Below are 14,295 nucleotides of genomic sequence, written 5' to 3'. Positions count from 1 at the left end.
GTTTATTCTAAATACTTTGCTCTTGCTCCATTCAGCAACTGAATCAATACTAAAATATCATCCTCTGTTGTATCGTAGTTCGTAATACAGGCCCGAAGAACTGAAACCTTATTTATTTCGTATACTGAAATCCATGCCTGTCCTGAACGCAATACCTCTTGACATATATATGATGTGAAATGCGATTGGCTCTTTGACTGGATATCGGGATCTGTAAAGCATATGACAGGCAATACGGTATCATTGACAACTTTCCAGTTTGAACGACCAAGCTCCCGACGCAATAGATTTCCCATCTCTGTTTGGTGTTGCAATATGCTATGATAACCTTCCCAACCAGCCGTTACAAGCGATAAATATACTTTTAAACCGATAAATCTTCGAGACCATTGAATCGAATGGGTAAATGGATCAATAACATCCAGATCAGCCCCTTCTTTCGGCATGTAGTCTGCCGTGATACTGAATGCTTTATGTAAGATGTCCTTATGTCGTGTGATATATATTCCCGCCCCCATTGGGACTGACATCCACTTATGCGCGTCGAAGGTTATGGAGTCAGCTCGGTCAATACCATGAAGTAGATCTCGTAGTTCTGGTACAAATACGGCTGCTCCACCATACGCGGCATCCACATGTAACCACAGTTGCTCACGTTCAGCCAGATTTGCTATTTCGTTAATAGGATCAATTACTCCGGCACCAGTCGTTCCACCCGTCGCAATGATGAGAAAAGGAGTGTATCCAGCATCACGATCCACTTGAATTTGATGATGAAGCGCACGAACATCAATATGCATTTCAGAATCCGTTCTAATAATACGAAGGGAATCTGTACCTAGTCCGCTGGAACGCGCTGCCTTTACCAGGGAGTGGTGACTTTCAGCAGAGGCGTACATGACGGGATGAACGGGGAGCGACCTTAGCCCCTCTTTAGCATAAGATGGAAAATGATGTGTTAATGCGGTCAATACGGCTGTAAGATTTGCTTCCGCTCCCCCCGTTGTAAATGTCCCATCTGCTGTCTCAGCTGAATAACCGAATTTTGAAGCTATCTCTTTCAATACATAGTTCTCCACTTCGACCGCTATAGGCGCATGGCTCCAGGCTGCAAGCTGCGGATTGAATGCTGCAGTAATCGTGTCTGCCAAAATTCCCATGAAATTGGGCCGCGGATTATACAGTCCAAAATATCGCGGGTGTGGTGTATGCACCTGGTATTGCCTTAATCCTTCCAAGATATGATCAATCGCCTTGCGCGCGTTGACGGGATGCTCAAAAGATAATTTAAGCGCGTGTGCTTTAACTGAATCCACGTTTAGTTCAGGTGAGATAGGAATTTCATGTATGTTCGTCATATAGTCATTGATTTGTTCCAAAAGATAGGTTCCAATGTCTATGCGTTCATCTGAATCAAAATTAAGAATTGAACTATGCTTCATCATGCGAAATTGTATCTCCCTTCATCTTTAAATATTTCATTGCTGATTCAGATTATACACTCGCCGAACTCGAGTATATGCATTTTTGGATTAAAACCGCAATATTCGATACAATCTCTTTTTCTCAGAAAGATGCTTTTTAGGGTCAGCATGACCTTTCCTCCATCGGTTGATATTGTTACGAATGATTCATCTACAGTAGCTATGTTAGTACAGTAAATTTTCTGACCGCTGCTTGTAAATTCATCACGGATATCTGACTCATATTTTCTTATATAAACTTTCCTCGAAGATGATATTGCCTTTACGCTTTGGCTTGAATAACAATAGGGGTATATAATTCTTTGTTGGATTGAATAGGAATACCGCCTAATATGTAGGTGTCATCTAATTACTAACCCTTTGTTAGCGAGAATATTTATGGAGATTACAGCGAGAAAATCAATAAATAATATAAAACGAAAAACGCCAACCTAAATAGTTGGTGTTTTCCTATATACAAAATATTATGGCCTTTTTGAGAATGACCATATAACTCCAAATATCAATACATACGCTAAAATGCTGATTACAATTACAACTGATATCCATCTAATAAAAGTGTTAAGTATATCATTTTTAACAAAAAATGTTGAAATAAATGTAGCTATAAATCCTATAATAAAGCTAATTAGAAGTGCTCGATTATTACTCTCTATGAAGTCAAATGAATAAATAACTAAAATAATCAAGGATATTAAAAACAAAATTCTAGATAGTAATTTCATAACTCCTCCTTAGATTAGATTTCACTCACCCAACAAGTATAACATATATGGATTTTAAGTAAGTATTTGTAATTTACTTCGGCCCATCCCCTGCTTTACGAATTCCCCGTTCTGAGGAGGCCGTAAAGTACGGGCCAAAACCCGTGATTGTTTGTTTGACCTTTCATAATGCTCATCTCCTACGACAAAATTCTGTATTTTATTAGGTCTCCATCTGGCCAAACGCCAAAAATCTGCCGGTGAATACCGACAGGTTTTTAGCCTTACAACTTTCTGCAAGGATGATAAATGATTTTGGAATGCCTTTATCAAAGACATCCGAAGATTGATTAGGCAATTCTTCAAGCAGCCTTATATACAGCCTGTTCCTTGCTATAGACGTAACGATTTCACCGAGGGTCCAATTACGTAAAAGCACTTTTTGTACATTATTATTGCGATCATTCATAAATTTTGAAAAGGAAATTTCTTTTTCCTCTAACGAAGTATTGAAGTAATCACCTGTTATTTTATGCTTTCGAATATTGGCCGTCGTCCCTCTTGATGAGATTAGTTTTGTTGTTACTGGGTGAAAATCTTGTAGGACAAGTACTCCACCTAGCTGAAGAAGAGTTGTCACCACTTGGAACAAAGCGTTTAAATTCAAAAAGTAATGAAGAATTCCGTGTTCCATAAATACAATATCGAAGTCGCCTGTCAATATTTCAACGGGTAGCTGAAGTACATCGGATACAACATACCGTATATGAATTTCAGCAGCATTGGCTAACTCTAAAGCATACTTTTCGTTTTCAGAAGAAAAATCAACGACTGTGACATTTGCACCCATTAGCGCTAAAGCGACAGCTGTATTCCCGTTTGAACCAAGTAGATTCGCGATTTTTTTATCCTTTATATTCCCTCCCATATAGTCAAGGGCTTTACCGATTCTTTTTGCAGGGTCGTGTTTTATTTTAATCGCTGCTTCGGAAGGACTTCCGAACCGATTGATCCATGCTTGGTATACCCCACGATTCCACGATTCCATATTTTGTTGAAAATTTTTCAGGCTATCCACCACCGATGTTTGTCTACATATCCTTTATTCTCCTTACGGCTCAAAATGAAGTATAACATTATATGCAAATACAGTATATTAATAGTTTTGTCAACAAAACGTGGGAATATGGTGTTTTGAACATATGCCTAGTGCAACGTTCCATGGTTCAATACCGGATCATCTGGAAAAAATATGAGATTCCCATATACTTGAGTTACTGTTTGTTGGAAATGACTCTATCCAGAAACTTATCTGCGTCACGATTAAATTTCCAGCAAACCCCAAACTTATCAACGAGTATTCCGAAGCATGAAGACCAAGGAGTATTTGATAACGGCATCAAAACATGGCCATCAACAGACAAATGATTGAAATATTCTTCTAGTTTCTGTTTATCATCAATGACTAGACAAATAAGTATATTGTTTCCTTTCACCAACTCACCTGTCACCATCTTCATTGAAGGCAAAATATCCGACATCATTATTTTCCCGCCTGCGAATTCTATTGAAGATTCCATGATCATATTTAACTCGTTTTCTGGCAGTGGGTAGTTTGGATCTTGCGGGAAATCTTTAAATTTAACTTTTTTTACTTCATTCGCATGTAAAGCCTCCGAATAAAATTCAGTCACTTGTTCTGCAACTCCATCAAAGTTTAAATATGCAATAGCTGTCATACGTAATACCTCCTTCTTCTTATAAATGTAATATAATTTATAAGAGGTGACAGCTGTATGTCATCGTTTATTAAATGAAGTAAAAAAAGAGGTGGAATATGGAAAAGGTTGAGAGACTAATATCTATAATCATGATATTGCTCAAAAAAGATGTTGTTTCAGCAAAAGAATTCGCACAATTATTTCATGTTTCCAAAAGAACAATTCTTCGTGACATGGATACACTGAGTTTATCCAACATCCCAATTTATTCTGTTCATGGAGTTAATGGTGGCTACGGTATTATCGATGAATACAAGTTTGATAAACGTCTTTTAAGCAACTCCGACTTAGAGAATATTTTAACTGCGCTCGGTGGATTGGAACAAATTCTAATTAACGAAGAAGTTGAAGTGACTATTAAAAAAATAGAAGCAATGGTTAGCCCATGGTCTCCGAAAGGTTCAATTCAACTGTCATTTTATGATTGGGAGGGTCGGTCTGAAATACTTGAAACTTTGAAGACATGTCAAGAATCAATACTCAAGAATAGGCTGATTTCATTTGATTATATTGATAAAAATAGTATTAAAACGAATAGAATTGTCGAGCCATATCAGCTCCATTTTAGCGAAACAAGTTGGTATCTGAAAGGATTCTGTTTACATCGTAAGGAATATAGAACATTTAAATTATCTAGGACCGACAATCTTAAAATGGATATAAAAACATTTAGCCCTAGAGATTACTTATTAGAACAAGAATGTGAAGCAAGTTATCAACCGCAGCTAGTCGCTATTAAGGCGTTGATTTCGCCTAGCATAAAAGATCATTTCATTGAAAGGTATGGTCGAAAGAGTATTGAAAACTATAGTTCTGAATATTTATTAGCAACCATTGATGTCCCTCAAAACAGTACGGGGTTTCAATTTTTAGCAAGTTTCGGCATAAATCTAAAAATCGTAGAACCCAAAACATATGTTGAAGACTTTCGTAATTATTTAAATCAAATGATGGAGAGATATTCTTGAAAAGGTCCCGTTTGACGAATCGTCATTCATGTTTTTAAGGGCAGCATAGGTCAGCTTATCCATCATCGCGCCTTTAAAAGAAACTTCGTTTAGCGCCGACTTCTCAAACTTGACGCGAATGGAGGCTGCCCGTCAAAATGCATTCCTCGCAGGTCGCAATATTTGAAATCCACGCCAGTAAAGATCAACGATCAAAAATTGTTATAGAACCCTGTTGGAATACAATTTATATCGGTATCTAAGCTAAAATGAAAAAAAGCCTGATGCATCAGGCCTTTGAGCTGTTTTTAATGTAGACATTTCTGTGTCGTTAGACAGGGTTACAAAATGCTTAATCTGCTTTATAGCGTCAATGTTTAAAATTTTCCAGGGAATTGCTTGACAATGCCTTCTGTCAGGATATCCGCTAAATGAATCATGTGGATCTCGTTTTTGTCGGTTGCTGCAATATCCGCCTTCCAATCTCCTTGGATACAGCTAATGACTATTTCCGTAATCAACTGGAGGTGCACATACAGCATATCTTGAATTACTTTAAACTGCCAGTTCGGATTCGCATCGCTTAAAAATTTGGCGATATCGTCAGCGTTTCTATGCCAATCCGCCTGTAGCTTTTTCACATCTGTCTGATTGCCAGCCTTGGCCGCCTCTACTATTTTCGCTGCGATCAGAATATGCTCTCTTAGCAGATCAGCCAGCTTATTGCCGGCGGCTTCTCCGTAATAAGGTTTGATCACATTGCCTATGTCCTGCTGGTTCCGCAATAGCCGGTCCAATACGTCCTTTTGATCAGGACGATTCGATACGGCACTCACAATATAGCTTCTCGTCCATATCGTATGGTCGATCCAAACCTTCTGCATTTCGGTTTTCAGCTGCACTATTTTGGGACTTATGCAATCCGGATCCTTCTTCTCACTCACCATCGCTTGTACGGGTACTACCGCCTGCGTCATGCTAAATACGAGCGCCAAGGTTAAATGCAGCGCTAGCCACCATTTGTTTTTCACATTCATTTGCTCCTCTATACGTTTGGAATAAAATCGGTTGTATTATTATGGTTAAAGTATCCGGTTTTATGCAGAGGCGGAAGAAGCAAGAGATATTTGTCGGGAACTAGATTACATGTCTCAAGGTTTTAATACAACTTTGATACAATCCTCCTCATGGTCGTTAAAAATGCGGTAAGCATGACTTGCTTGTTCCAAGGGCAATCGATGCGTAATGATCGTTGTCGGATCGAGTTTTCCCTGTACAATCATGTTGTACAACTCGGGCATGTAGTGAATGATAGGTGCTTGTCCCATCTTCAGAGTAATATTTCTTGCAAAAAATGCACCTAGCGGAAAAGCATTGTAGTTTCCACCGTATACGCCAGTAAATTGAACGGTTCCACATTTTCGGACAGCTTTCGTAGATATTTGGATAGCACCAAGTGTTCCACCTTGCAGTTTAAGTTTTTGTTCAATATATTCTAAGGGGGATTTCTTCCCATCCATGCCAACAGAGTCAATAACCACATCGGCTCCCCCATGCGTTATTTCCTTTAGGTGCTCTCCCATGTCGGGATGATCCGTGAAATTGAATGTTTCTACGTGGTTAACCTGCTTCGCCCGTTCCAGGCGATAAGTGAGATGATCGACGGCGATAACGCGTTTGGCCCCTTTCATCCAAGCAAATTGCTGAGTCATCAGACCAACCGGCCCACTGCCGAGAATAATGACCGTATCACCTGGCTTTACGCCTGCATGATCAACACTCCAATAAGCAGTAGGAAGCACATCGGACAAAAACATAACGGATTCATCATCCAACTCACATGAACGGGGTATCACAAACGGAGTGAAATTACCAAATGGAACTCGTAAATATTCTGCCTGCCCCCCAGGATAGTTGCCAAACTTCTCGGAATATCCGAAGTATCCACCTGAGTCATAATGAGGATTACTATTATCACACTGGCTTTCTAAATTACGCGCACAATAACTGCACTGGCCGCATGCAACGTTGAAAGGAATAACCACTCGATCTCCCTTCTTCACTTGTGTTACCTCTGGCCCTACCTCTTCTACAATGCCCATGGGCTCATGGCCAATGATATATCCCTCTGGCAATGGAAAATTACCCTGATAAAGATGTAAATCCGATCCACATATAGATGTACTAGTGATTCGAACAATAATATCATCTTTTTTCTCAAGCGCTGCATCTTGAACATCTTTGACCTCAATTGATTTTGCTCCTTGATAAGTTACAGCTTTCATGTCACACCTCACTTTAGATTTCTTTAAAATCGATCGGAAAAAATGCATCATCAATATTATGAATCTAACGGTGAAAGTTATGCGCTTTAGATAAACATGCTTACCATAAATGAAAAAGCCGCTTTACAGCGGCATGTTATCCATACATTCATTTAATTACTAGCTTAAGTTGAGTGTTTTGTCCCTTACTCTATTCTCCAAATGTTACGTTTGGAACAACGGTGTAGCGCTCAAGGTACTTTGTGGACTTTGGGACAATTTTTGCGGATTTAATCCGATCTGTAACAACAAACTCCCACTTTTCTTGTTTAATGTTATATTCTTCCCCATATGGGCGCATCACAATTTGAACCGTGAATTTAGCTGTACCTTTATGATCAATGACTTGATAATCAACGAATTTATGATCAATAATACTATTCATTTCTTGGGCTCCGCCTGTAGGAAACTCCTTATAGATATCTGTTTTAAAATCTTTGGTAACCCACTTTAATGCATCTTCACTATTTCTTTCATCATAGCCCATAATGAACTTGGTAATCATATTTTTTTGTACAACCCATGTTGTCTTATTGACTGTTTCATCTTTAAAATCAGGATCAGAATTTACGTAAACGGTTTTACTTTTGTTATCCCATGTTATCTCAGTACCAAAACCTTCGGATATGGAACGAATAGGTACATATACAGAACCATTAATGATTTTAGGCTGCGCACTATTTTTGATTTCATTGCTGTTTAATATTATCTTTGGAGTTTTTGAAGCAGCGTATCCTACCGCACTAAATGTCATGGCCAATAATGTAATACTAATCAGTCCAACTTTACTAAAACGTTTCACAATATCCCTCCATGATTTGATACCTTATAAACGTTTTAACTCATCAAAATGTTTCTTTATTGACAAATTATGATAAAGAACCATTACAATATCTCGATATATCCTTCGGTTCCATGCACCCGAATTCGTTGCCCATCTTTTATCAGTTTGGTAGCATTCTCCACGCCGACAACTGCTGGCAGGCCATATTCACGTGCGATAACGGCGCCGTGGGTCATTAGTCCACCAACTTCGGTGACGAGGCCTTTTATGGATACAAACAATGGTGTCCAGCTAGGGTCCGTAAAGGAGGTGACTAATACATCTCCTTCTTCTAGATCAGCTTCTTCCATCTTTAAAATGACACGTGCTCGTCCTTCTATAACTCCGGAGGAAACAGGTAAACCTGCAATAGCTTCGGGTGGGAGATGTTCTCGTTTGTATTTACCTGCAATGATTTCACCATCAGACGTAATAACACGTGGTGGTGTTAGTTTTTTAAAGAAATAATACTCATCTTTTCGCTTGCTAATGATCTGGTAATCCAGCGTATTTGTGCGTACGACTTCGTGAAGCTCTTCAAAAGTGAGATAGTATATATCTTCTTTTTTAGGAATAACGCCCGCTTGTACGAGTTGTTCGGCTTCTTTCAATAAAGCCTGCTTATAAACGAAGTAGCGATTAACCATACCGTATTTTGGATATTCCCTAAATCCGCTGAAATTCCGGATTAGGTCGATCATGCGTTTAGTTTCTTTTGCTTTTTGTTCACCATCCGGTAATTGTCTCAATCGCTCTAATAACTCTTCTTCTTTTTTCAAAGCTTCGTGGCGCCCTTGCTCAAATATCCGTTTGCTTGCATTTGGCTCAAAGTTTTTGATGTTACTAAGAATCATGGGGACAAGTGTGGTTGGTTTTTCGCTCCAACGGGTTCTAGTCATATCGATTTCTCCGGCACATCGCATACCGTATTGGTCGAGATAAGAATAGATCGCGTCTTGGGTTTCCTGTCCTCCATCCAATTTAACCAGCTCATCCCACAAGTCATCTTCTTTGACATGTTGCAAGTATTCAATGACTTTCGGATAAGGTCGAATGACATCTGCGACATTGAGTAGCGCGAGTCCCATTTCCGACGTAATATTGCCTGGTACAGATTGAGAAAGTGTATCTGCTGCGTTTTTTTCACCTAACCATTTGTTCATGTTTTCATTGATCCATGTTGAAGCATCCATTGCAGCCATAATCACGGCCGAACTTTGCGGGTCAAATAAAATTTTCTTTAATTGCTGAATATCTTCCAGTATAAAATCAAATAAAGCGGGTCCTGATTTCGCTTGGATGTTTTGTTTTAACTCTTCGATCGAGATTTGAGTACGTTTAATCAAATCAGAAACGATGGATGGATTGTTATCAATTTGAGCCAGAATATCCGTATTGCTTCTGCTAGGAATTGGTGCAGTGTTATCATCCGGTAACGTCTTTAAAAAATCTCCTCGCTCTATGACGGTCATAAGGGCGTCTTTAATAAGCGGATCGGATTCACCCAAGGTATTTAATATATTGTCTCTGCTGACAGGTGAAGCCAACATAGGTGTAACATCAACAAACAACCTTCCGCCAGCTTTACGCATGGGTGCTGGAGTCGTTAACAGGTAAAAAGATAATCCCAGTGGTTTCATAGGATCAGTCATCATTTGTTGATGACCGACGGATACATAGACGTGATTTTCTTGATCATTTGCTTCAGGGATCGGGTATAAAGTCGTGATTGGACGACTCTGGACGATATAAAATGTATCATCAACCAAACACCATTCGATATCTTGCGGCTGGCCAAAATAATCTTCAATCTGTCTTCCTATGCGTGCCAGTTGTAAAATTTGTTGTTCAGTAAGTGTTGAAGTCTTTTGCTGATCAGAATCGATCTGTTTTGATTCAGTTCCGCCTTCTTTCCGTCCATAGATAGCTAATTTTTTGGTTGCTATCCTCTTATCGACGATTTTCCCGTCCTGTACTTTATAACAATCGGCAGATACCAAGCCAGATACCAGTGCTTCTCCAAGGCCAAAACTGGCATCGATGGATAGCAGCTTTCGGTTGGAAGTCATGGGATCAGCGGTAAATAAAATCCCTGAAGCCTGTGGAAAAACCATCCTTTGGACGATAACGGATAAGTACACTTGACGGTGTTCAAATCCATTTTTCATCCGGTAGATTACCGCGCGATCCGTAAACAAAGAAGCCCAGCATTTGCTGATATGCTCCAAGATAGCATCGACGCCGATAATATTTAAATAGGTATCTTGTTGACCTGCAAAAGAGGCATGTGGTAAATCTTCAGCAGTCGCACTAGAACGCACAGCATAAGCATGTTCATCACCAAACTGGGAGAGATAATGAGTTACTGCTTCTACAACAGCAGAAGGAATTTCTGCTTCCATAATGATTTGCCGAATCTGCCTGCTGATTTCGCTAATTTGATCTTGATCGTCGACCTTTAGCATGTGAAGTCGATTCAACAAAGCGTGATACGTTTCGTTTTGTTCGATCGCTTTTTGATATCCTACAGTTGTAACACAAAATCCTTCTGGTACTTGTAATCCTTCAATTTTCGATAACTCTCCTAAATTTAACCCTTTTCCACCTACGAGCAAAAGTTGCGTGTTGTCCATTTCCTGAAAATCGAGAACCAAAGAACTCATTAATATCTCTCCTAACCATTAAACTGAGAAAAAAACATTTGACAAGAGGTTTACCGGCATGGTAAACTAAAAATGTAAGATGCGATTATTATGTTCTTTTCTATATAATATAATCGCAATCTGATTATAACATGCGTCTATTTATATGCAATACAGAAGGAGCTGGATATTATTTCCGGGTCCTTTTTTTGATTGCTATTATTTTTAGGACTTAATCAAAAAAATTATCAAATACTTTGACAGGTACCATTCTTTTTTATTATTAGTCTATTCCACTCTCTGATTATTTTAGCAACAAAAAATAGTGTTATAGTTTTTTTGCTACTTTTGCCTAAAAAATATTCCTAAATTAAATTTAACACATGTAATATTTCTTTCTATTTTACCAGAGTAGATATTAATTGAGAAATTTAAAAATCAATTTGGTAATTTGATATTGGAAGTAGAAGATCCTAACGTGGTACAAGATGAATGGGTAACACGAACTCGAAGGATACGATTGGTATGAGAGGACGGCGGGTTACCGCCCCCTCCTACTAATTCACCAAGTAGACTACAGGCCCTTAGTTCATTTCTTTGTTCTCGTCCAGCGTTTATCAGCAAATTGGATAGGCCTGATCACTCTACACGGATTTCCTGCAGCAATGACATTAGGGGGAATATCTTTGGTTACTACGCTGCCTGCGCCAATAATACTATTCTCACCGATGGTCACGCCCTGCGTAATCTTAACATCGCCACCTAGCCAGACTCGGTCCTCTAGAGTTATTGGGCCAGAATAAACTCCTTTGTCTGCGCGCTCAAAAGGATCCTCTGCATGATTCGCCGCATACAGTCCCGCCCTCGGTCCGATATATACGTCGTTACCAATTTTCACTTCGTTACAATCAAGAATAATCATGTCATGATTAATGTATACATCATTTCCAATGGAAATATTAAAACCGAATTCACACCGGAAGTTGGACTCGATATATACATTCTCCCCTACTTGTGAGAATAACTCTTTGAGGATGGACATGTCATATTCATCATTTGTATTAACCTTAAGATTATATTTACGACACATGGCTAACGCATGTGCTCTAACCTTTGCTATCTCTTCAGCGGCATCATCATACATTTTTCCACTGTTCGTAATCTGCTTAATTTTCTCGATATTCATAGAATTCTCCGTCTCCAATAAAATGATTGTAAGCTACTATTGATTCTTAATTTGTCTCTTTATTGCGATAATCGCCGCCATATGGAGTCCTTCATGGAAAATTGTTCTGACGAGCACCTGCTCTATGGTATGCATTCCCATATCAATTGGAGCAAACTCCTCTTCCATCCGTCCTCGATACCTTTCTTCTATAATACGGGGCTGCTCCCGAAGCAATGAGATCAGCTCGGAAAATGAAGGCGTTTCGTCCGTAAAATGAGATGGGTTGGTTCCGTAACCGAACCATTGGTTATAAGCCATGGGGATCGGGGGATCGTCTTTCGTAAGAACCCGTATCCACAAATATTGATCGAGGATCACGTGCCCCAAATTCCATCGAATGTTATTGTTAAAACCTTTTGGAGTGATTTCCGCCTCTTCCTCAGATATATCATCTACAAGTTCCAACAGCTCACTCCGATATGTATTTAACTGCTTAAACAACACTTCGTGCCTTTTTTCCATCAAGGTGCCTCCTCGCTTTTTGGTATAAACCAATGCATTTGAACGAAGCTTATTGGAACGACTTTCATAGAAAATGGAACTACCAAGAACCTTATGGGTGGGTTTTTGATGGAGAAGATGCCTATTCCTTGCGAAACTCGGCAAAACCATTCGTTTCCATTTCCGAAATGAAAACGAATGTTGGCTGAGCTGGCTGCTTATAACACAGCCCCTATAATCATGCATTTAAATCAGATATCGCAGGTATATTTATTTCTTTTACGCATGAAACAGGCGATAAATGAATAACACATTGAACAATGGCTACAATGTCTTGTACCGGTATACGTGTACCTTGATACAACTTAATCACCTTTTCTGCACCTTCTTCATAAGGTACTTCAGCGGCAATCTCTCCTGGATTAATACACGTTACAGTGATCTTATCTTTTCGCAAATGCTCACGCAAAGCATGTGTAATACCACGAAGGCCGAACTTTGATGTGACAAACGATACTTGTGCATTATTCGTATGATCTAATCCTGCTGTTGAACCAATCAAAATAACTTTTCCGTGTTTCGCCTGTCTTAAATTAGGTAAGAGCGCCTGAATATAAGTAATAGTGGAAGTTAAATTAATATTGATTAAGTTCGATATATCTCCAGCCTCATCTTGATCAAACGTATAGTCATCCTCAAAGCCGCGCTTTTCCCACACTCCGACATTATAAATGAGTACATCAATAGCAATGTCTTTTAAAGTTTCTTTTAAAGAAGGAATTTGCTGTTGACTCGATAAATCAATGGCCAGCCATTTACGATTTACACCATCATTGATATCTAAACTACCTGGTCGTGTGCGAGACACTACCCATACTGTATCTCCTTTTGTTATTTTTGGAAATTGTAACGCTGATGCTAGTATAAATGATAAATTCATTCCTTGTCATTAGTGTCATTAATCTGCCCACACCGTTCCATTTAAAGGCGGCCATAATTAATACAGTGCAAGGCTGGACTTTAGTCGAGGTTCCACGACCTACCGGGGTCCGTTACGAATCCTGGAGATTTTCGCTACAATAATAGCCGAGTCTAGTGAAGGAGTGATTGATCATGAATTACGAACATAAAGTACAGAGGGAAATTTCAGACTGGGAACAGAAAATGTTCAAACCGCCGGGATGGCTCGAGAAAACATCGAAATCCGTCAGCAGCCGAATCAATCATTGGATTCCTCCGAAGGTGCACACCATGATTACGACCACCATTCGATCGATCGTACGCACGGCTCTCTTTGGTGCAGAATATACGCCGAGCCGGTCCGTGCAGCATGACCTGAAGTTGGAGTCTGCCGATCAAGAGGCCAGAGAGTTGTTCGCTCTATATCAGAAAATTGCGGTTGCCGAAGGCGCTGGAACGGGAGCTGGCGGCATTATGTTTAGCATGGTGGACTTTCCGGCTTTAATCGCGATCAAGATGAAATATTTGTTTGAGCTGGCGCATGTTTACGGTTATGACACCAAACATTTCTCCGAGCGGGTATTCATACTCAAGGTTTTTCAAATGACCTTTTCCGGACCAGAAAATCGTGCCAGGTTATTGAATTCCATCAAGCATTGGCATATGGAGAAGGAGCAATGGCTCTCCGATGCCGAATACGCCAAGAATATGGACTGGGAGACCTTTCAGATCGAGTACCGCGACGCCATGGATTTCCGAAAAATGCTGCAGATGATGCCTGGGATTGGCGCTTTTGCTGGGGCTTGGGCCAATTACACCATTCTTGAGGAGCTGCGCGTATACGCCATGAATGCATATCGCCTCCGCAGATTGCATGATGATCTCGGGACTTCTGCTATAAAAAAATCTTGATTAGTAAAGTTTCCCCGATTTTAACAACTTCGCTATAATTCAAAGCATC

Annotated in this window: 12 protein-coding genes; 2 read left to right on the top strand and 10 right to left on the bottom strand. The window is 39.6% G+C overall.

Annotation, left to right across the window (positions count from 1 at the left end):
• Positions 1–2: 2 nt before the first annotated feature.
• From C8268_RS10270 to C8268_RS10255, 3 genes are all read right to left on the bottom strand, one after another.
• Positions 3–1,445, bottom strand: coding sequence for a pyridoxal phosphate-dependent decarboxylase family protein (locus tag C8268_RS10270; RefSeq protein ID WP_106767572.1), 1,443 nt, complete (start codon positions 1,443–1,445; stop codon positions 3–5).
• Between the two features lie 966 nt (positions 1,446–2,411).
• Positions 2,412–3,236 carry a class I SAM-dependent methyltransferase gene (locus C8268_RS10260; protein WP_106769906.1) on the bottom strand — a complete coding sequence of 275 codons (825 nt, stop codon included), beginning with the start codon at positions 3,234–3,236 and terminating at the stop codon, positions 2,412–2,414.
• A 226-nt stretch (positions 3,237–3,462) separates the two neighbouring features.
• The gene (locus C8268_RS10255; RefSeq protein WP_106767570.1) at positions 3,463–3,927 is read right to left on the bottom strand and encodes a VOC family protein; all 465 of its coding nucleotides are present in this window, start codon (positions 3,925–3,927) and stop codon (positions 3,463–3,465) included.
• Positions 3,928–4,025: 98 nt separating this feature from the next.
• On the opposite strand from C8268_RS10255, the gene C8268_RS10250 reads away from it, so the two are divergent.
• Positions 4,026–4,937 carry a helix-turn-helix transcriptional regulator gene (locus C8268_RS10250; RefSeq protein WP_106767569.1) on the top strand — a complete coding sequence of 304 codons (912 nt, stop codon included), beginning with the start codon at positions 4,026–4,028 and terminating at the stop codon, positions 4,935–4,937.
• Positions 4,938–5,293: 356 nt separating this feature from the next.
• Here the strand turns inward: C8268_RS10250 and C8268_RS10240 are convergent, their stop codons facing one another.
• The 7 genes from C8268_RS10240 to C8268_RS10210 all read right to left on the bottom strand — a co-directional run bounded on the left by C8268_RS10240 (position 5,294) and on the right by C8268_RS10210 (position 13,314).
• Positions 5,294–5,947, bottom strand: coding sequence for a glycosyltransferase (locus C8268_RS10240; RefSeq protein ID WP_199794836.1), 654 nt, complete (start codon positions 5,945–5,947; stop codon positions 5,294–5,296).
• 120 nt (positions 5,948–6,067) lie between these two features.
• Positions 6,068–7,201, bottom strand: a complete 1,134-nt coding sequence (locus C8268_RS10235) for a zinc-dependent alcohol dehydrogenase (RefSeq protein WP_106767567.1) — start codon at positions 7,199–7,201, stop codon at positions 6,068–6,070.
• A 190-nt stretch (positions 7,202–7,391) separates the two neighbouring features.
• On the bottom strand, positions 7,392–8,042 hold the full coding sequence (locus C8268_RS10230) for a copper amine oxidase N-terminal domain-containing protein (protein WP_106767566.1): 651 nt from the start codon (positions 8,040–8,042) through the stop codon (positions 7,392–7,394).
• An 83-nt stretch (positions 8,043–8,125) separates the two neighbouring features.
• Positions 8,126–10,726, bottom strand: a complete 2,601-nt coding sequence (gene ppsA, locus C8268_RS10225) for a phosphoenolpyruvate synthase (RefSeq protein WP_106767565.1) — start codon at positions 10,724–10,726, stop codon at positions 8,126–8,128.
• Between the two features lie 568 nt (positions 10,727–11,294).
• The gene (locus tag C8268_RS23325; protein ID WP_272939327.1) at positions 11,295–11,891 is read right to left on the bottom strand and encodes a sugar O-acetyltransferase; all 597 of its coding nucleotides are present in this window, start codon (positions 11,889–11,891) and stop codon (positions 11,295–11,297) included.
• Between the two features lie 36 nt (positions 11,892–11,927).
• Positions 11,928–12,395, bottom strand: a complete 468-nt coding sequence (locus C8268_RS10215) for a DinB family protein (RefSeq protein WP_106767564.1) — start codon at positions 12,393–12,395, stop codon at positions 11,928–11,930.
• Positions 12,396–12,612: 217 nt separating this feature from the next.
• Positions 12,613–13,314 carry an SDR family oxidoreductase gene (locus C8268_RS10210; protein ID WP_106767563.1) on the bottom strand — a complete coding sequence of 234 codons (702 nt, stop codon included), beginning with the start codon at positions 13,312–13,314 and terminating at the stop codon, positions 12,613–12,615.
• Positions 13,315–13,487: 173 nt separating this feature from the next.
• Here C8268_RS10210 and C8268_RS10205 point away from each other — a divergent pair, with 173 nt between their 5' ends.
• Positions 13,488–14,246, top strand: coding sequence for an EcsC family protein (locus C8268_RS10205; protein ID WP_106767562.1), 759 nt, complete (start codon positions 13,488–13,490; stop codon positions 14,244–14,246).
• Positions 14,247–14,295: the final 49 nt, after the last annotated feature.

This window comes from Paenibacillus faecalis (assembly GCF_900289175.1).
Classification (GTDB): Bacteria; Bacillota; Bacilli; order Paenibacillales; family Paenibacillaceae; genus Paenibacillus_AQ; species Paenibacillus_AQ faecalis.
The sequence above is the reverse complement of the archived record's forward strand: the minus strand, read 5'-3'. Positions and strand labels throughout refer to the sequence as shown.